This window comes from Micromonospora sicca (assembly GCF_003172935.1).
GTDB lineage: Bacteria > Actinomycetota > Actinomycetes > Mycobacteriales > Micromonosporaceae > Micromonospora > Micromonospora sicca.
Genome location: NZ_QGKS01000262.1, coordinates 1 through 18,071, shown reverse-complemented (window position 1 = coordinate 18,071; position 18,071 = coordinate 1). Strand labels below are relative to the sequence as shown.

General features: G+C 72.6%; 16 protein-coding genes. 9 read left to right on the top strand and 7 right to left on the bottom strand.

Features of this window, described 5'->3' with window-relative positions; translation table 11 throughout:
- Nucleotides 1-177: 177 nt before the first annotated feature.
- A complete protein-coding gene (locus DKT69_RS20570; protein ID WP_109803153.1) occupies nt 178-1,140 on the top strand; it encodes a TetR/AcrR family transcriptional regulator C-terminal domain-containing protein in 963 nt (320 codons plus the stop codon).
- Here the strand turns inward: DKT69_RS20570 and DKT69_RS20565 are convergent.
- From DKT69_RS20565 to DKT69_RS20555, 3 genes are read right to left on the bottom strand one after another with little or no spacing between them, the layout of a single operon-like run.
- Complete coding sequence (locus DKT69_RS20565; protein WP_109803152.1) at nt 1,124-2,200, bottom strand: alcohol dehydrogenase catalytic domain-containing protein; 1,077 nt, start codon at nt 2,198-2,200, stop codon at nt 1,124-1,126. The genes DKT69_RS20570 and DKT69_RS20565 overlap by 17 nt on opposite strands.
- Nucleotides 2,197-3,639: an aldehyde dehydrogenase family protein gene (locus tag DKT69_RS20560; RefSeq protein WP_109803151.1), complete on the bottom strand. Its 1,443-nt coding sequence runs from the start codon at nt 3,637-3,639 to the stop codon at nt 2,197-2,199. Before DKT69_RS20560 ends, DKT69_RS20565 begins: the two co-directional genes overlap by 4 nt.
- A gap of 46 nt (nt 3,640-3,685) precedes the next feature.
- Nucleotides 3,686-4,351 (bottom strand): TetR/AcrR family transcriptional regulator C-terminal domain-containing protein, encoded by a 666-nt coding sequence (locus DKT69_RS20555; protein WP_109803150.1) that lies wholly within the window; start codon nt 4,349-4,351, stop codon nt 3,686-3,688.
- A gap of 174 nt (nt 4,352-4,525) precedes the next feature.
- Between DKT69_RS20555 and DKT69_RS20550 the strand changes: the two genes are divergently transcribed.
- On the top strand, nt 4,526-5,698 hold the full coding sequence (locus tag DKT69_RS20550) for an acyl-CoA dehydrogenase family protein (protein WP_109803149.1): 1,173 nt from the start codon (nt 4,526-4,528) through the stop codon (nt 5,696-5,698).
- Nucleotides 5,699-5,743: 45 nt separating this feature from the next.
- On the opposite strand, the gene DKT69_RS20545 is transcribed toward DKT69_RS20550, so the two are convergent.
- Together DKT69_RS20545 and DKT69_RS20540 are read right to left on the bottom strand one after the other, a co-directional pair.
- Nucleotides 5,744-6,781 carry an aminotransferase class V-fold PLP-dependent enzyme gene (locus DKT69_RS20545; RefSeq protein ID WP_109803148.1) on the bottom strand — a complete coding sequence of 346 codons (1,038 nt, stop codon included), beginning with the start codon at nt 6,779-6,781 and terminating at the stop codon, nt 5,744-5,746.
- A gap of 220 nt (nt 6,782-7,001) precedes the next feature.
- Nucleotides 7,002-8,393, bottom strand: a complete 1,392-nt coding sequence (locus tag DKT69_RS20540; RefSeq protein WP_109803147.1) for a cation:dicarboxylate symporter family transporter — start codon at nt 8,391-8,393, stop codon at nt 7,002-7,004.
- A gap of 102 nt (nt 8,394-8,495) precedes the next feature.
- On the opposite strand from DKT69_RS20540, the gene DKT69_RS20535 reads away from it, so the two are divergent.
- Both DKT69_RS20535 and DKT69_RS20530 read left to right on the top strand, forming a co-directional pair.
- Nucleotides 8,496-10,118: an ATP-binding protein gene (locus DKT69_RS20535; protein ID WP_236648118.1), complete on the top strand. Its 1,623-nt coding sequence runs from the start codon at nt 8,496-8,498 to the stop codon at nt 10,116-10,118.
- On the top strand, nt 10,115-10,798 hold the full coding sequence (locus DKT69_RS20530) for a response regulator (protein WP_109803146.1): 684 nt from the start codon (nt 10,115-10,117) through the stop codon (nt 10,796-10,798). The genes DKT69_RS20535 and DKT69_RS20530 overlap by 4 nt, the downstream gene beginning before the upstream one ends.
- 19 nt (nt 10,799-10,817) lie before the next feature.
- Here the strand turns inward: DKT69_RS20530 and dnaE are convergent, their stop codons facing one another.
- Nucleotides 10,818-14,351, bottom strand: a complete 3,534-nt coding sequence (gene dnaE, locus DKT69_RS20525; RefSeq protein ID WP_109803145.1) for a DNA polymerase III subunit alpha — start codon at nt 14,349-14,351, stop codon at nt 10,818-10,820.
- A gap of 195 nt (nt 14,352-14,546) precedes the next feature.
- On the opposite strand from dnaE, the gene DKT69_RS20520 reads away from it, so the two are divergent.
- Nucleotides 14,547-14,888, top strand: a complete 342-nt coding sequence (locus DKT69_RS20520) for a PadR family transcriptional regulator (RefSeq protein WP_109803144.1) — start codon at nt 14,547-14,549, stop codon at nt 14,886-14,888.
- Nucleotides 14,885-15,835 (top strand): permease prefix domain 1-containing protein, encoded by a 951-nt coding sequence (locus DKT69_RS20515; protein WP_109803143.1) that lies wholly within the window; start codon nt 14,885-14,887, stop codon nt 15,833-15,835. Before DKT69_RS20520 ends, DKT69_RS20515 begins: the two co-directional genes overlap by 4 nt.
- 20 nt (nt 15,836-15,855) lie before the next feature.
- Here the strand turns inward: DKT69_RS20515 and DKT69_RS20510 are convergent, their stop codons facing one another.
- On the bottom strand, nt 15,856-16,425 hold the full coding sequence (locus tag DKT69_RS20510; protein ID WP_109803142.1) for a GNAT family N-acetyltransferase: 570 nt from the start codon (nt 16,423-16,425) through the stop codon (nt 15,856-15,858).
- Between the two features lie 503 nt (nt 16,426-16,928).
- Here DKT69_RS20510 and DKT69_RS38425 point away from each other — a divergent pair.
- The 3 genes from DKT69_RS38425 to DKT69_RS20495 form a co-directional block, all read left to right on the top strand.
- On the top strand, nt 16,929-17,105 hold the full coding sequence (locus tag DKT69_RS38425) for a hypothetical protein (RefSeq protein ID WP_161557908.1): 177 nt from the start codon (nt 16,929-16,931) through the stop codon (nt 17,103-17,105).
- Nucleotides 17,102-17,464: a helix-turn-helix domain-containing protein gene (locus DKT69_RS41145; RefSeq protein ID WP_109803140.1), complete on the top strand. Its 363-nt coding sequence runs from the start codon at nt 17,102-17,104 to the stop codon at nt 17,462-17,464. The genes DKT69_RS38425 and DKT69_RS41145 overlap by 4 nt, the downstream gene beginning before the upstream one ends.
- 225 nt (nt 17,465-17,689) lie before the next feature.
- Nucleotides 17,690-18,071 (top strand): DUF2637 domain-containing protein (locus tag DKT69_RS20495; protein ID WP_146231160.1); only part of this gene is annotated, 382 nt, incomplete at its 3' end.

Genomic DNA, 18,071 nt, shown 5'->3' with positions numbered 1-18,071 from the left:
AACGATCGTGCGTACACCGTCGGCCCGGCGGCGCCGGACCCGGTCGGAGGGGGTGCCTCCGCGCGGTGAACGGTAGGTTCCGCCGCGGTGCCGCGCTCGCCGCGAACTAGTACGGTGCCCCCGGCAGGCGGGTTCCGTCGCCGGTCGTACTAGTACGCTCCGCGCGGAGGTGTCGCCATGCCCCGCACAGCGCCCGGGTCGGAGCCGCCGTACCGGCGGATCGCCGCGGAGATCCGCCGCCGGATCGACCTCGGGGAGCTGCGGCCCGGGGATCCCGTGCCCTCCGCCCGGCGGATCACCCGCGAGCACGGGGTCGCGATCGCCACCGCCACCAAGGTCCTCGCCCTGCTGCGCGCCGAGGGGCTGGTCCTGACCCGACCAGGGGCGGGCACCGTCGTCGCTCCCGGCCGCACCGAGACGCACGGGACGCGACGCGCCGCCGAGCGGGCGGAGCCGGAGCTGAGCCGGGAGCGGGTGGTCCGTTCCGCGATCGCACTCGCCGATGCGGGCGGCCTGCCGGCGGTCTCCATGCGGCAGATCGCCGCCGACCTGGACGTCGCCACCATGTCCCTGTACCGGCACGTGCGCGGCCGGGACGAGCTGATCCTCACGATGGCCGACGTGGCGCTGGCCGACGCGCCGCTGCCGGCGGTGCAGCCGGCCGGGTGGCGCGCCCGACTGGAGCTGCTCGCCCGGGCGCAGTGGGCGACCTACCGGCGGCACCGCTGGCTGCCGCACGTCATCTCGATCGCCCGCCCGCAGATGATGCCGCACGGCATGGCGCACACCGAGTGGGCGTTGCGGGCCACCTCCGGCCTGGGCCTGGACCGGCAGCTGCGCTGGCACGTCGCGATCACCCTGATCGCGTACGTCCGAGGCATCGCCACCAACCTGGAGATGAGGGCGCAGGCCGAGCAGGACACCGGGCTCACCGACGACCAGTGGGTGGACCGCCAGGAGGCCACCCTCCGGCAGATGATCGCCGCCGGCGGCTTCTCGACCATGGCGGCGCTGACCGCCGAGGGCGACGTGGAGCTCGACCTGGAGACCGTCTTCGAGTTCGGCCTGCGCCGGCTCCTCGACGGCTGCGCCACGCTGATCGAGCGTCGGCCCGAGGACGGCGTCAGTCCGGGAAGGTGACCACCCAGCGGGCTCCCTCGCCGCGGGCCAGCCGGTCGAACGCGGCCGGCGCCTCGTCCAGTCCGATGGTGCCGCTGACCAGCGGGCGCAGGTCCAGCGTGCCGTCGCCGAGCGACCGGGCCAGCTCGGGCACCTCCCGGTCCGGGTCGGAGGAGCCGTACACCGAGGAGCGCAGCGTGCGCGCGGAGTGGAAGATGTCCAGGGCGGCGAGGCTGACCAGGTCGTCCTTCGCGCCCATGCCGACCACGGTTACCGCTCCCCCGCGCCGGGTGATCCGCCAGGCCGCCCGGATGGTGGCGGACCGGCCGACGCACTCGAAGGCGTGGTCGACGCCCCGGCCCTCGGTGCGCGCGCGTACCTCCTTCGACAGCTGGTCGTCGGAGCGGAGGAAGTCGGTGGCGCCGGCGGCCAGGGCCAGCTCGCGCTTGGCCTCGGCGACGTCCACCGCGAGGATCGGCGTCGCGCCCGCGGCCCGGGCGGCGGTGAGCACGGCGAGCCCGACCCCGCCGAGGCCGATCACCGCGACCGACTCGCCGGCGGCCACCCGGGCGGTGTTGCGGACCGCGCCGGTGCCGGTGAGCACCGCGCAGCCGAGCAGCGCGGCCTGCTCGGGCGGAAGCCCGGCGGGGACCGCGACGGCGGCGTGCTCCGGCACCACCACCTCCTCGGCGAGGGCGCCGAGCCCGAGGGTGACGTGCAGCCGGTCGCCGTCCGCGGTCTCGCCGCGGGCCGTCGCGGGCGCCGTGTTTGCGGCGCAGAGCCACGGCTCGCCGTGCCGGCAGAACCAGCAGTCCCGGCAGGCGGGCGCCCAGTTGAGCACCACCGGGGTGCCGACCGGCAGCCGGGTGCCGGGGCCGGCCTCGGCGACCACGCCGGCCGCCTCGTGCCCGAGCACCAGCGGGTACGCGGGCGCCAGCGTGCCGTTCACCATGGACAGGTCGGAGTGGCAGATGCCGGCGGCCCGGATCCGGACGCGCAGCTCGCCGGGGCCGGGCGCGGGGAGGCGTACCTCCTCGACGCGCAGCGGCGCGCCGGGGCCGCGGGCGACCAGCGCCCTCATCGCTGGATCGCCTTGATCTCGCGGAACTCGTCGACGCCGTACGCGCCCAACTCCCGGCCGAGGCCGGACTGCTGGTAGCCGCCGAAGGGGGCGAGCGGGTTGAACGCGCCGCCGTTCACGTCGACCTGGCCGGTCCGCAGCCGCCGGGCGACCGCGAGGGCCGCCTCCTCGTCCGCGGACCAGACCGCGCCGGCCAGCCCGTACCGGGAGTTGTTGGCGATGGCCACCGCCTCGTCGGTGTCGGCGAACGGGATGACGGCGAGGACCGGGCCGAAGACCTCCTCCTGGGCGAGCGCGCTGTCCGGGTGTACGTCGGCGAAGACGGTGGGGGCGACGAAGTGGCCGCGGGGCGGGAGCGGGGCGTCCGGGCCGCCGGCGAGCAGCCGCGCCCCGTCGGCCAGGGCCCGGTCGACGTGCCCGCGGACCCGCTCGGCCTGGGCGGCGGAGACCAGCGGGCCCAGCCGGGTCGCCGGGTCGAACGGGTCCCCCGGCCGGTACGCCCCGGCGGCCGCCGCGATCAGGTCGAGCGCCTCGTTGTACCGGTCGCGGTGGACCATCATCCGGGTCCAGGCGGTGCAGGTCTGCCCGGAGTTGAGGAAGGCGTTGCCGACCCCGACCTTCACGGCGGTGGCCAGGTCGGCGTCGGCGAGGATCAGGTTGGCCGACTTGCCGCCGAGCTCCAGGGCGACCCGGGCGATCCGGTCGGCGGCCAGGTGGGCGATCCGGCGGCCGGTGGCGGTGGAGCCGGTGAACGAGACCAGGTCCACGTCCGGGTGGGCGGCGAGGGCCTCACCCGCCACCGGGCCGGTGCCCGGGACCAGGTTGACCACCCCGGGCGGGAGTCCGGCCTCGGTGACCGCGTCGAAGAGCAGGTACGCCGTCAGCGGGGTCAGCTCGCTGGGTTTGAGCACCACCGTGCAGCCGGCGGCCAGGGCGGGGGCGACCTTGGCGACGACCTGGTGCAGCGGGTAGTTCCACGGGGTGATCGCGCCGACCACGCCGACCGGTTCGCGGACCACCAGGGAGTTCCCGACGGTCTCCTCGGGGGCTGGCCGGGCGGCCAGGTCGACCATGCCGCGCAGCACGGTCAGCGGCAGGCCGGTCTGCACCCGGGCGGCGAGCTTGAGCGGGGTGCCCAGCTCCCAGGCGACGGTCCGGGCGATCTCGTCGGCGCGCGCGGCCAGGGCGGTGTGCAGCCGGTCCAGGTGGGCGGCCCGCTCGGCGGGGGCGGTGGCCGCCCAGCCGGGGAAGGCGGCCCGGGCGGCGGCCACGGCCCGGTCGACGTCGGCCGGGGTGCCGGCGGGGACCTGCCCGACGATCTCGCCGGTGGCGGGGTTCTCGACGGGGATGGCGTCATTCCCGGCGGGGTCGACCCACTCGCCGGCGACGTGCAGGTGGCGACGGACCAGGAGGGCGGGCGGCGCGGCGGCGAGATCCATGTCGTCCTTCGTGGGGGGCGGGAAACTAGCGCTGGGAGTTTGGACGCTACCCCGAAGGCTCGATCGGCTCCAGCGGGGCGAGCGGCCCGACCGTCCGTTCGTACTCGGCGGCCAGCCCGTGCAGCAGCGCGTCGAGGCCGAGGGCGAAGGCGCCCTCGTCGACGCTGCGCTGGTGCCCGGCGAGCCGGTGCGCCTGGGTCAGGTGCGGGTAGTGCGCGGCGTAAAGCTCCGGGTCCTCGACGAAGCCCCGGGCGAACGAGCCGAGCGCCGAACCGGCGACGAAGTAGCGCAGCGCCGCGCCGATGTGGGTGGCGCGGGCGGGCGGCCAGCCGGCCCGGACCAGGCCGCCGTAGACCGCGTCGGCCATGGCCAGCGCGGCCGGTCGCCGACCGGGCCCCTGCGCCAGGTACGGCACCACGTTCGGGTGGGCGGCAAGTGCCTCCCGGTACGACCAGGCCCACCGGCGCAGCGCCGCCCGCCAGTCGAGCCGGGCGAAGAATCCGGTGTCCACGGTGGCGGTGACGCTGTCCGCCACCGCGTCGAGAATGGCGTCCTTGGTCGCGAAGTGGTTGTAGAGCGACGGGCCCTGGACGCCGAGCGCGGCGGCCAGCCGCCGGGTGGAGAGGGCGGCGAGTCCGTCCGCGTCGATCAGCGCGAGCGCCGTGGCCACGATCCGGTCCCGGGTGAGCAGAGCCTGTCGGGGTCGGGGCACCGGTGTCTCTCCCTCGTGGGCGTGGCCGGTTCGCCGGCGGTCCCCGTGCAGCCTAGCCGCGCCGCCGGGAGCAGGCCGTCCGCCGGCGGGTGGGAGGTGGGGGCTGGACGGACTAAAACTTACACCGCTAGTTTGAGGGCGACCCATCACCGCGCCATTGCCAGGGGGACCACCGTGGACTTCTCACTCACCGACGAGGAACGGGCGGTCCGGGACACCGTCCGGTCGTTCATCACCCGCGAGGTGATGCCGCTGGAGCAGGAGGTGCTCCGCCGCGAGCGGGCCCACCGACCCGGCCTCGACCGCTCCGAGCTGCGGGAACTCCAGCTCAAGGCGAAGAAGTTCGGTTTCTGGGGGCTGGCCACCCCGGAGGAGTACGGCGGGATGGACCTGCCCGCGGTCATGCAGTCGCTGATCTGGACCGAGCTGGGCCGCACCTTCGTGCCGTTCCGCTTCGGCGGTGAGGCGGACAACATCCTGTTCCACGCCACCGAGGAGCAGAAGCGGGAGTTCCTCATCCCCACCATCGAGGGGGAACGGATCTCCTGCTTCGCGATCACCGAGCCGGGCGCCGGCTCCGACGCGGCCAACATCCGGCTGTCGGCCCGGCGGGACGGCGACTACTGGATCCTCGACGGCGAGAAGACCTTCATCACAGGAGGCAACGACGCCGACTTCGCCATCGTGGTGGCGGTGACCGACCGGGAGAAGGGCGCCCGCAACGGCGGCGCCACCGCGTTCCTGGTGGACCGGGCGATGGGCTGGCGCTCGGAGTTCATCCAGACCATGGGCGAGGGCGGGCCGGCCTCGCTGATCTTCGACGGCGTCCGGGTGCCGCACCGCAACATCCTCGGCGAGGTCGGGCAGGGCTTCGCGCTGGGCATGCAGTGGATCGGCAAGGGGCGCTACACCATCCCCTCGCACGCCATCGGCATCGCCGAGCGGGCCCTGCAGATGGCGATCGACCAGGCCAACACCCGGGAGACCTTCGGCGCGAAGATCGGCACCAACCAGGCCATCCAGTGGATGATCGCCGACTCGGAGACCGAGCTGGAGGCGGCCCGCTGGCTGGTGCTGCGCTCCGCCTGGACGGTCGACCAGGGCCTGGACCCCCGGCACGCCTCCTCGATGGGCAAGCTCTACGGCGCCGGCATGGTCAACCGGGTGGTGGACCGGGTGCTCCAGATCCACGGCGGCATGGGCTACACCCGGGAGCTGCCGATCGAGCGCTGGTACCGGCAGGTGCGGCTCTACCGGATCTTCGAGGGCACCGACGAGATGCAGCGGCTGATCATCTCCCGCGACCTGCTGCGCGGGTACACGAAGATCGGCGGCCACCTGGCCTGAGTGGGTGCTCCCGCCCGGTCCCGGGGCGGGAGCCCACTCAGCTCCTCAGCTCGTCAGCGCGTCGAGCGCGAGGTCGACGTCCTCCTGAGTGCAGTAGAGGTGGAAGGCGGCCCGCACCCGGCCGGCGCGGACCGCCGCCCGCACCCCGGCCCGCGCCAGCCTCTCCTCCGCCCCGGGCACCTCGACGGTCACGATCGCGCTGTCGCCCGCGGGTCGGCCGAGGCCGGCGAGGAACCGGTTGGCCAGGGCGACGTCGTGGTCGCGGACCGCGGGCAGCCCGATCTCGGCGAGCAGCTCCAGCGCGGGCGCCGCCCCCACGTAGGAGAACCAGGCCGGGGAGATGTCGAAGCGCCGGGCGTCGTCGGCCAGCCGCAGCGGCGGACCGTAGTAGGAGGCGTGGGGGTCGGCGCCCGCGTACCAACCGGCGGCGTCGGGCCGCAGCCGGTCGCGCAGCGCCGGGGCCAGGTAGGCGAAGGCCGCCCCACGCGGCGCCATCAGCCACTTGTACGCCGCGACCGCCACCACGTCGGCCCGGCCCGCGTCGAAGGGCAGCCAGCCGCAGGCCTGGGTGGCGTCCACCGCGACGAGGGCGCCGTGCGCGCGGGCCGCGGCGACGATCTCGTCGTACGGGGCGACCGCGCCGTCGGCCGACTGCACCAGGCTGAACGCGACCAGGTCGGTGTCGGCGTCGATGGCGTCGACGAGGCCGGCCAGCGGGACCGTGCGTACGGTGACGCCCCGCTGCTCCTGCACCAACCAGGGAAAGAGGTTCGAGGTGAACTCGACCTCCGGGACCACCACCGTGGCGCCCGGCGGCAGGGCGGCCGCCACCGGGGCGAGCAGCTGCGACGCCGTGCTGCCGATCGCCACGTCCGCCGCCGCCACCCCGACCAGGGCGGCGAACGCGGCCCGGGACCGGTCGACGGACTCGCCCCACACCTCCCAGGAGATCCGCCCCACCCGCCAGTCCGCCAGGGCCTCCTGCAGTGCCGTCCAGGCCGGCTCGGGCGGCAGCCCGTAGCTGGCGGTGTTCAGCCAGCCCGGCTCGGGCTGCCACAGTTTCTGCGCCTCTTCCAGCTCCATGGCGCCGACGCTAGTGAGGCCCGTCGCCGGCCGGAACGGCCAATCGACACCCCGCGGCCCGCGCCCGAGCGGTCAGACCGGTCCCGGAGGCGGCGCTGGGCCGTGTTCGACCGGCGGGTCGACCGGGGTGGGCCGGTGGTGCGGGAGATGGCGCCCCCGGAGGCGCACCGGAAGACTCCGGCGCACCCCCGGACGGCACGGCCGTCCTCGACCGGCCGGGTCAGGACGACGCCCCCGCCAGCGTCGACTGTCGCGGGCCCGACTCGTCGTCGGCGGGCCCGGCCTCGGCCGGCTCGTCGTCGAGCATGGTCGACTCGTCGAACGGGCGCCGGCCGCTGAGCACCGCCTCGGCCTGGTCGCGGTCGAACTCGCCGGTCCAGGTGCCGACCAGCACGGTGGCGACCGCGTTGCCGGCGAAATTGGTCAGCGCCCGGGCCTCGGACATGAACCGGTCGATGCCAACGATCAGCCCCACGCCGTCGACCAGGTCCGGCCGGTGCGACTGCAACCCGCCGGCCAGGGTGGCCAGGCCGGCGCCGGTGACCCCGGCGGCACCCTTCGAGGCGATGACCATGAACAGCAGCAGCGAGATCTGCTCGCCGATCGACAGCGGCTTGCCCAGCGCGTCGGCGATGAACAGCGACGCCATGGTCAGGTAGATCGCGGTGCCGTCCAGGTTGAACGAGTACCCGGTCGGCACCGTGATGCCCACGACCGACCTGCCGACCCCGACGTGCTCCATCTTGGCGATCAGCCGGGGCAGCGCCGACTCCGACGACGAGGTCGACAGGATCAGCAGGAACTCCCGGCCGAGGTAGGCGAAGAGCTTGAAGATCGAGATGCGGGCCACGAACCAGAGCAGCGCGCCGAGCACCACGAAGACGAAGACCACGCAGGTGGCGTAGAAGCCGAACATGACCTGCGCCAGGCTCTTCAACGCGTCCACGCCGGTCGCGCCGACCAGCGCGGCGATCGCCCCGAACGCGCCGATCGGGGCGACCCACATGATCATCGCCAGCACCTTGAAGACGAGGCGTTGGAGCAGGCCCACCGCCCGCAGCACGGGCTCACCACGCGTGCCGAGGGCCTGCACGGCGAAGCCGAACAGCAGCGCGACCAGCAGCGTCTGGAGCACCTCCCCCTCGGTCAGGGCGGAGAAGAGGGTGGTCGGGATGATCCCGAGCAGGAAGTCGACCGTCCCGCCGCTCTCGTCACCGGCGGCGGCCTTGCCCGCGCCCGCCAGGTCGGGGCCCAGGTTCAGGCCGGCGCCGGGATGGATGAGGTTGCCGACCACCAGGCCGATGGCCAGCGCGACGGTGGACATGACCAGGAAGTAGCCGAGGGCGAGACCGCCGACCTTGCCGACCTTGGCAGCCTGACGCACGGATCCGACGCCGAGGACGATCGTGCAGAAGATGACCGGTCCGATCATCATCTTGATCAGGTTGACGAATCCGGTACCGAGGGGCTTCAGTTCCTTGCCGAACTCCGGGGCCGCGAGGCCGACCACGATGCCGGCGGCGACGGCCAGGATGACCGCCAGGTAGAGGTAACGGGTCCGGTCCCGGCGGACGGGCCGGGCGGCCACGGGGGTGGGTGTGGTGGTGTCCATGCCCACAATGTGAAGCGCGTCTCAACATAAGGCAGCCTTGCGTTCATTCTGTTCACCCGGGTGACTCGGGGCCGAAATCGGAACCTGACCGGTGCGCCACACTTGCGGGCGGAAGCCGAGCGCGAGGAGGAGGTGAACGTGGCCCGACGCCAGTGGAGCATCGCGGGACAGCTGTTCGCCCTCCAGGCGGTGGTGGTGACGCTGCTCGTGCTCGCCGGGGCGGCGGGCGCGGTCTGGCTCGCCCGCAGCGACTCCCGGCAGGCGGCGAAGGAGGAGGTGCTCGCCGTGGCGCACACCGTGGCCCGCTCCCCCGACGTCCGCGCCGCCCTGACCTCAGCCGACCCGGCTGCCACCCTCCAGCCGTACGCGGAGTCGATCCGGGTGGCGACGGGAACGGACTTCGTGGTGGTGATGGCCCCCGACCGGACCCGCTACTCGCACCGCAACCCCAGCCTGATCGGGCAGCCGTTCATCGGCGACATCGGACCCGCCCTCGCCGGTCGGCCGTTCACCACCACCAACGTCGGCACGCTCGGCGAGTCGGTACGCGCGGTGGTCCCGGTTTACGGCGACGACCGCCGGATCATCGGCCTGGTCTCCGCCGGCATCACCACCAGGGCGATCAACCGCAAGCTGCTCGCCCAGCTGCCGGTGCTGCTCGGCGCCGCCGCCCCCGCGCTCGCCCTGGCCGCCACCGGCTCCTGGTTGCTCAGCCGCCGGCTCCGCCGGCAGACCCACGGCCTCGGGCCGGCCCAGATGAGCCGGATGTACGAGTACTACGACGCGGTCCTGCACTCGGTACGGGAGGGACTGGTGGTGCTGACCACCGACCGGCGGGTGGCGCTGGTCAACGACGAGGGCCGCCGGTTGCTCGGGCTGGACGAGGACGCGTCGGTGACCGACCGGCCGGTGGCCGGGATCGACCTCCCACCCGCGGTGGCCGAGCTGCTGGCCTCCGGGCGGGACGCGCACGACGAGCCGGTGCTGGCCGGTGACCGGGTCCTGGTGGCCAACCAGCGGACCACCCGGTTCGAGGGCGCCCCGCTCGGCACCGTGCTGACCCTGCGCGACCAGACCGAGCTGCGCAACCTGGCCAGCGAGCTGGACTCGGTACGCGCGCTGACCGAGGCCCTGCAGGCCCAGACCCACGAGTCGGCCAATCGGCTGCACACCGTGCTGACCCTGGTGGAGCTGGGCCGCGCCGACGAGGCCGTGCAGCTGGCCACCCGCGACCTCGCGCTGGCCCAGCAGCTCACGGACCGGGTGGTCGGCGCGGTGACCGAGCCGGCGCTGGCCGCCCTGCTGCTCGGCAAGTCGGCGCGGGCCGGCGAGCGCGGCGTGGACCTGGTGATCGAACCGGACTGCCGGCTCGACGACAGCCCCCTGCCCGCCGCCGACCTGCTCACCGTCGTCGGCAACCTGGTCGACAACGCGCTCGAGGCGGTGGCCGGCACCGACCCGCCGCGCCGGGTACGCGTCTTCGTCGGCACCGTCGACGACGACATCGTCGTCCGGGTCGGCGACAACGGACCGGGGCTGGACCCCGACCGGGTCGCGGACGCGTTCCGGCGCGGCTGGTCGACCAAGAGCGCCGGCCGCGGCCTGGGCCTGGCGCTGGTCGGGCAGGTGATCCGGCGCCACGGTGGCCGCTGCGACGTGGCCGCCGCCGACGGCGGCGGGACCGTGTTCACGGTCCGGCTGCCGATCCCGGAGGGCCGATCGTGACCGACATCCGGGTGCTGGTGGTGGAGGACGAGCCGCTGCTGGCAGAGGCGCACAAGGCGTACACCGAGCGGGTGCCCGGCTTCGTGGTGGTCGGGGTGGCGCACACCGCGCGGGAGGCGATGGCGGCGCTGCGGCATCGGGCCGGCACGGACGTGGACCTCGTACTGCTGGACTTCCGGCTGCCCGACCTGCACGGCCTGGACGTCTGCCGGGCCCTGCGGGCGGCGGGCAGCAGCGTCGACGTGCTCGCGGTGACCTCGGCCCGGGACCTGGCGGTGGTCCGCACCGCCGTCTCCCTCGGGGTGACCCACTACCTGCTCAAGCCGTTCACCTTCGCCGCCTTCCGCGACAAGCTGGAGCGGTACGCCGACTACCGCCGCCAGGCGCTCGCCGACGGCGAGGTCGCCGCCCAGCACGAGGTGGACCGGATGTTCGCCACCCTGCGCGGCGCGGCGCAGCACACGCTGCCCAAGGGGCTGGACGAGCAGACGCTGAATCGGGTGCTGGCCGCCATCTCACCCGGGTCGGGCCGGTCGGCGACCGAGGTGAGCCAGCAGACCGGCATCTCCCGGGTGACCGCCCGCCGCTACCTGGAATACCTGGTCACCGTCGAACGCGCGGCACGTACCCCCCGCTACGGCACCCCCGGCCGGCCGGAGGTGGAGTACCGGCCGGTCTGACCGCCGCGTTGGGGGGTGATCAACTGACGTTGGTGGGGCCGAGGACGCTCTTCAGGTCGCCCATCAACGCGGTGGTGGCCGCCACCCGGAACGGTCCGAGCCGCAGGGTGGTCACCTTGCCGCCGTTGAGCAGCTTGACGTGCACCTCGGTGTCGCCCGGGTGCAGCACCAGGGTCTCCTTGAGCCGTTCCACCAGCGGCGGCGTGCACCGGTGCACCGGAATGGTGAGGGTGACCGGCTTGTTCGCCGGGTTGCTGCTGATGTCCGGCATGGACATGTCCATCGCCATGATCCGCGGCGTGTCGTCGCGGCGGTCCACCCGCCCCTTGACCACCACGATCGCGTCCTCGGCGATGTACTGCCCGATCACCTCGTAGGTGTTCGGGAAGAAGAACGTCTCCACCCCGCCGGCCAGGTCCTCCAGGGTCGCCGAGGCCCAGGCCCGGCCCTGCTTGGTGACCCGGCGCTGCACGCCGGAGAGGATGCCGGCGAGGGTGACCACCGCCCCGTCGGGCACCCCGCCCTCCTCGGCGAGCGCGGCGATCGTGGTGTCCGCGGCCGAGCCGAGGACGTGCTCCAGGCCGAAGAGCGGGTGGTCGGAGACGTACAGGCCGAGCATCTCCCGCTCGAAGGCCAGTTTGTCCCGCTTGTCCCACTCACCGTCGCCGATGGTCGGCATGACCGTGGTGCTGCCGCCGGTGTCCGCCTCGCCGAAGCCGGCGCCGAAGAGGTCGTACTGGCCGACCGCCTCCTTGCGCTTGACGTCGGCGTACGCGTCGATGGCGTCGGCGTGCACGGCGAGCAGGCCCTTGCGGGGGTGCCCCATCGAGTCGAACGCGCCGGCCTTGATCAGCGATTCGATGGTCTTCTTGTTGCAGACCACCGCGTCCACCTTGGACAGGAAGTCGTAGAAGTCGGCGTACTCGCCCTTCTCCTCGCGGCACCGCATGATCGAGGCGACCACGTTCGCGCCGACGTTGCGGATCGCGGCCAGGCCGAAGCGGATGTCCTTGCCGACCGGGGTGAACGGGCCGGCCGAGGTGTTCACGTCGGGCGGCAGGACCTGGATGCCCATCCGCCGGCACTCCGACAGGTAGAGCGCCATCTTGTCCTTGTCGTCACCGACCGAGGTGAGCAGCCCGGCCATGTACTCGGCCGGGTAGTGGGCCTTCAGGTACGCGGTCCAGTACGAGACCAGCCCGTAGGCGGCCGAGTGCGCCTTGTTGAAGGCGTAGCCGGCGAACGGCACCAGGACGTCCCACACCGCCTGGATCGCCTCGTCGGAGTAGCCGCGCTCACGGCAGCCGTCCCGGAACGGGATGAACTCCTTGTCGAGGATCTCCTTCTTCTTCTTGCCCATCGCCCGGCGCAGCAGGTCGGCTTGGCCGAGGGTGTAGCCGGCGAGGATCTGCGCGGCCCGCTGCACCTGCTCCTGATAGACGATCAGGCCGTAGGTGGGGGCGAGGATCTCCTGGAGCGGCTCCTCCAGCTCCGGATGGATCGGGGTGATCTCCTGCTGGCCGTTCTTGCGCAGCGCGTAGTTGGTGTGCGAGTCGACGCCCATCGGGCCGGGCCGGTAGAGCGCCAGGACTGCGGAGATGTCCTCGAAGTTGTCCGGCTTCATCAGCCGCAGCAGCGAGCGCATCGGCCCGCCGTCGAGCTGGAACACGCCGAGCGTGTCGCCCCGGGCCAACAGCTCGTAGGCCGCCTTGTCGTCCAGCGGCAGGGACAGCAGGTCCAGCTGCTTGCCGTGGTTGAGCTCGATGTTCTTGACCGCGTCGTCGATGATGGTCAGATTGCGCAGGCCGAGGAAGTCCATCTTCAACAGCCCGAGGGACTCGCACGTCGGGTAGTCGAACTGGGTGATGATCGCCCCGTCGGCGTCCCGGCGCATCAGCGGGATGTGCTCGATGATCGGCTCGGCGGACATGATCACGCCGGCGGCGTGCACACCCGTCTGCCGGATCAGCCCCTCGATGCCCTTGGCGGTGTCGATCACCTTGCGCACGTCCGGATCCGACTCGTAGAGGCCCCGGATCTCGCCGGCCTCGGCGTACCGCGGGTGCTTGGGGTCGAAGATGCCGGTGAGCGGGATGTCCTTGCCCATCACCGCCGGCGGCATCGCCTTGGTGATCCGGTCGCCCACCGCGTACGGGAATCCGAGCACCCGGGCCGAGTCCTTGATCGCGGCCTTGGCCTTGATCGTGCCGAAGGTGGCGATCTGGGCCACCTTGTCCTCGCCCCACTTGTCGGTGACGTACTTGATCACCTCGCCGCGCCGACGCTCGTCGAAGTCGATGTCGACATCCGGCATGGACACGCGCTCGGGGTTGAGGAACCGCTCGAAGATCAGGCCGTGCGGGATCGGGTCGAGGTCGGTGATGCCGAGGGCGTACGCGACGAGCGAGCCGGCGGCCGAGCCACGGCCCGGACCGACGGCGATGCCCTGGCTCTTCGCCCACTGGATGAAGTCGGCGACCACGAGGAAGTACGAGGGGAAGCCCATCTGGTTGATGACGCCCAGCTCGTACTCCGCCTGGACGATGTGCCCTTCCGGGATGCCACCCGGGTAGCGGCGGGCCAACCCGGCGAAGGTCTCCTTGCGGAACCAGGACTCCTCGGTCTCCCCCTCCGGCACCGGGAAGCGGGGCATCAGGTTGTGGAATTCGAACATCCCGGTCGGGTCGACCTTCTCGGCGACCAGCAGGGTGTTGCGGCAGCCCTGCTGCCACAGTTCCGAGGAGTCGACCGCGCGCATCTGCTCGGCTGACTTGATGAAGTAGCCGCCGCCCTCGAAGCGGAACCGGTTCGGGTCGGAGATGTTGCTGCCGGTCTGCACGCAGAGCAGCACGTCGTGCGCCTCGGCCTGCGCCTCGTGGGTGTAGTGCGAGTCGTTGGTGACCACCGGCGGGATGTCGAGCTTGCGGGCGATCTCGGTGAGCCCGTCCCGGACCCGGCGCTCGATGTCGAGGCCGTGGTCCATGATCTCCAGGAAGTAGTTCTCCTTGCCGAAGATGTCCTGGTAGCTGGCGGCGACCTTGAGCGCCTCGTCGAACTGGCCCAGCCGCAGCCGGGTCTGCACGGCACCGGAGGGGCAGCCGGTGGTGGCCATGATGCCCTCGGCGTGCTCGGCGATCAGCTCCATGTCCATCCGGGGCCACTTGACGTAGTGACCCTCCATGGAGGCGCGCGAGTTCAGCGTGAACAGGTTCTTCAGGCCGGTGGCGTTGCGCGCCCACATGGTCTTGTGGGTGATCGCGCCGTTGCCGGAGATGTCGTCGCTCTTCTGCTCCGGCCGGCCCCACTTGACCCGCGCCTTGTGGAAGCGCGACTCCGGCGCCACGTACGCCTCGACGCCGAGGATCGGCGTGATCCCGGCGGCCATCGCCTGCTTGTAGAAGTCGTTCGCGCCGTGCATGTTGCCGTGGTCGGTGATCGCCACCGCCGGCATGCCGAGCCGGTTGGCCTCGGCGAACAGGTCCTTGAGCCGGGCCGCCCCGTCGAGCATCGAGTACTCAGTGTGCACGTGCAGATGCGCGAACGAATCGCCCATGCGTGGCGCCCCCCGGGTCGGCTTCGTGGGTGGTGAGAAGTCGGTCGGCCCACCCTATCCCCGCCCCGAGAGGCACCTCCAGCAGCCGCGCGGGCAGATCACCGTCAGGGTGGTGTGGATCTCCCGGGTCGACCCGCCGCAACACAACGATGTTGCGCTATACATTGTTGTGTTGCACACAGTATCGTGTGAGTCGTGGTGAGCGAGGAGATCCTGCGGACCCATCTTCAGGAGTTGCGCCGCGGCACGGCGGTGGTGGCGAGCCTGGTCGCCCTGCGCCGCCCCGACTACGGCTACGCGCTGCTGCAACACCTCGCGGCGCACGGCTTTCCGGTCGACGCCAACACGCTCTATCCCCTGCTCCGGCGGCTGGAGGAGCAGGGGCTGCTGACCAGCGAGTGGAACACCGAGGAGAGCCGGCCGCGCAAGTTCTACCGCACCAGTGACGAGGGGGAGACGGTGCTGGCCCGCCTCCTCGACGACCTCGCCGCCGTGCAGACCTCCGTCGCCGGGCTGATCGAAGGAGACCACCGATGAGTTCCCTGACCGACCGCTACCTCGCCGCCACTCTGCGGGCGGTGCCGGCGCCCCGCCGTGCCGAGATCTCCTCCGAGCTGCGCGCCGCCATCGAGGACATGATCGACGACCGGACCGGCGCCGGGCAGGACGCCGAGGCCGCCGAGCGCGAGGTGCTCACCGAGCTGGGCCAGCCGGAGCGGCTTGCCGCCCGGTACGCCGACCGTCGGCTCCAGCTCATCGGCCCCACCTACTACCTGGTCTGGCAGCGGGTGCTGCGGCTGATGCTGGCTACCGTGCCCGGCACCGTCGGCGTCGTGGTGGGCGTGCTCGAGGCGACCGTCGGCGACGACCGCGGCAGGGCGGTCGGCGTGGGCATTACCAGCGCGTTCCAGACGGCGGTGCAGATCGCCTTCTGGGTCACCTTGGGCTTCGCGGTCCTGGAACGGACCGACACCTCGCTGAACCTGCCCGAGTGGAGCGTCGACCAACTCCCGGAGGGTCCGGCGGAGCGGGACGTCCGGCTCACCGACACCTGCGCGTCGGTGGCGATGCTGCTGCTCACCCTCGCCTTCCTGCCCTGGCAACACTTCCAGCCCTGGGTCTCCGACACCGACGGCGACCGCATCCCGCTCCTCGACCCGGCGCTCTGGAGCTCGTGGCTGCCGTTCCTCGCGGCCGTGCTCGTGGCCAGCCTGGTGCTGGAGGTCGCCAAGTACCGCGCCGGGCGGTGGACCTGGCCGCTCGTAGCGGTGAACGCCGCCCTCGACCTCGCGTTCGCGGTGCCGGTCATCGTCCTGCTGCTCACCGACCGGCTGCTCAACCCGGAGCTGGTGCGGCGGTTCGACTGGCTGCGCACGGACGGACACCTCGACACCGTCGCCCGGGTAACGGTCGTGGTGGTCGCCGCGATCACGGTCTGGGACGTCGCCGAGAACATCGTGAAGGCCCGGCGCCACCACGCCTGACTGGGCCTCATTCCGGCCGGTCAGCCGGCGGTCCGGCCGGCCCGCCACTCCTGGGCCAGCAGCGCGTACACCGCCTCGTCGACCCACTCCCCCTTGACGAACTCGTTCTGCACCAGGTGGGCCTCGTGGCGCATGCCGAGCCGGGTCAGCACCCGTGCCGAGGCGGCGTTGCGGGCGTCCAGCCGGCCGACGATCCGGTGCAGGCCGAGCCCGTCGAAGCCGAGCCGCAGCAGCTCCCGGGCCGCCTCCGTGGCGTACCCGTGGCCGGTGTGGTCGGGGTGCAGCACATATCCGAGCTCGCCCTGCCGGTGCTCGGCACTGGTCCAGATGAGTAGCACGTCGCCGACCAGCTCGCCGGTCGCCCGGACCACGATGGCCAGGTTCAGCACGTCGCCCGGCTCGCGCAGCGCCACGCGGGCGCGCTTGCGGGCCAGCGCCTCCCGGCTGGCGGCCTCGTCGTTCGGACCGAAGTAGAGGTAGCGGGTCACGTCGGAGCGGGACTGGTACCCGTGCAGGGCGGCGAAGTCGTCGGCGGTGAAGAGCCGCAGGTCGAGGCGGTCGGTGCGGAGCGGGAGATCGGGCAGGAGCATCCCGGCAGCGTACGGTGGGGCGCCACGGCCGGTCAGCCCGGTTTCGGCCCGACGGCAGCCGGCGGCGCAGGGCGGCCTTCGACGCGGTGGCCCGCCGCTGCGCCGAGGCCTCAGCGCCCTCCATAGGGGCGCCGACGCCTCGGGCGGGTCGGCCGATGGCGGCGACACCTGTCCCGGACGCTACGAAGCTGATGTCGTGGATGAATCACCGGCCGCCGGACCGGGCGCGCGGCCGGCCGTGCGGACGACACGGGTCAGCGCCGCATCGGTGAATCGTTCACGACATCAGCTTCGTAGTGCCGCAGCGGGATGTCCGGTGCCGGCCCGCCACCGCGACCCGGGGGCGCGCCGGCACCGACGGTCAGGCGTCGACGGCCGCCATCACGTCGTCGGAGACGTCGGGGGACACGGGATCACAACCCCCACCCGGGGTGCCACCCAAACTGAACGGCCCCGGCGCGGTCTGGCAACCGCCCGGGGCCCTGGCCGGGAGGTACCCCGACATGCAAACCCTAACCCCTGCCGCCGCCCTGGCGGTGGAAGCCCTCACCCCGTTCCGCCCCCGTAGCCGTGCCCAGGCTGCCGCCCTGCTGGCGGGTTGGGCCCGCCGGGACATGCTCACCCCGTCCGACGTGCGGGCCGTGCTGGCGACCTTCCGGGGCCGTGGCGGTGCCCGATGAGCCAGGCTGTTAAGGCTGCCCTGTTGGCGTCCAAGGATCTCCGCCCCAACGAACGGCTTGTGTTGGTCGCCATCGCTGCCCACACCAACCGGGAGGGTCAGGCGTGGCCCTCGGTCCAGACCATCGCGGACTACTCCGGGGTTAGCCCCCCGCACCGTTCACCGCGTGCTGTCCCGGCTGGTCGCCGTTGGCCGCCTGGTCGTCAGCAAGGTTGCCGGTATCGCCTCCAACGTCTACCGGCTGGTTGTGGACGCTGTGACGCCCACGGCCCCGGGGTCTGCCATTCCGGCGGGTGGCTCTGCCAACCCGGGCCCCGGGTCTGCCACCGACAGGGGCAACGTGGCGGACAAAGCTATTGAAGATCAATCTAAGTTGAAGGGTCGCGCTACCGCGCTCCGTCGATTCCTCCCCGGAGCCAAGAACAACAACCCGCCGCAGCAGCGGCAGACCACCCCGTACGGGTACCCGGAGCGGCGGGGTGCCGCTCTGCCGGTAGCTGACAGGGCGGAGCAGTGCCCCAGCCACCGGGGCAGCCCTCGGGGCAACTGTGGCCCGTGCCGCTCTGAGGCCCTGGCTGGTGGACGATGAACGCCCGTCGCCTGGCGTCGATCGCCGGAACCGTGGCCGTCACCGTCGTTGCCGCCGTCGGAAGTTACGACCACATGCGCACCCTGGCCCTTAAGGCTGGTCAAACCCCGTTCCTGGCAACGGTTCTGCCGCTGTCGGTAGACGGAATGATCCTGGTAAGCACGCTGGCCCTCGGGGATGGTAGGCGGTCCCGCTGGTCCGCCTGGTTGGCGTTCCTGGTTGGCGTAGCCGCTTCCCTGGCCGCCAACGTCCTGGTTGCCGACCCCCACCCGGTGGCCCGGGTTGTGTCCGCATGGCCCGCCGTGGCGTTGCTGCTCACCGTTGAGGTACTGGCCCGTTCCGGGAAGGGGCTGGAGGTTCCGGCGGAACCTGTTGCCC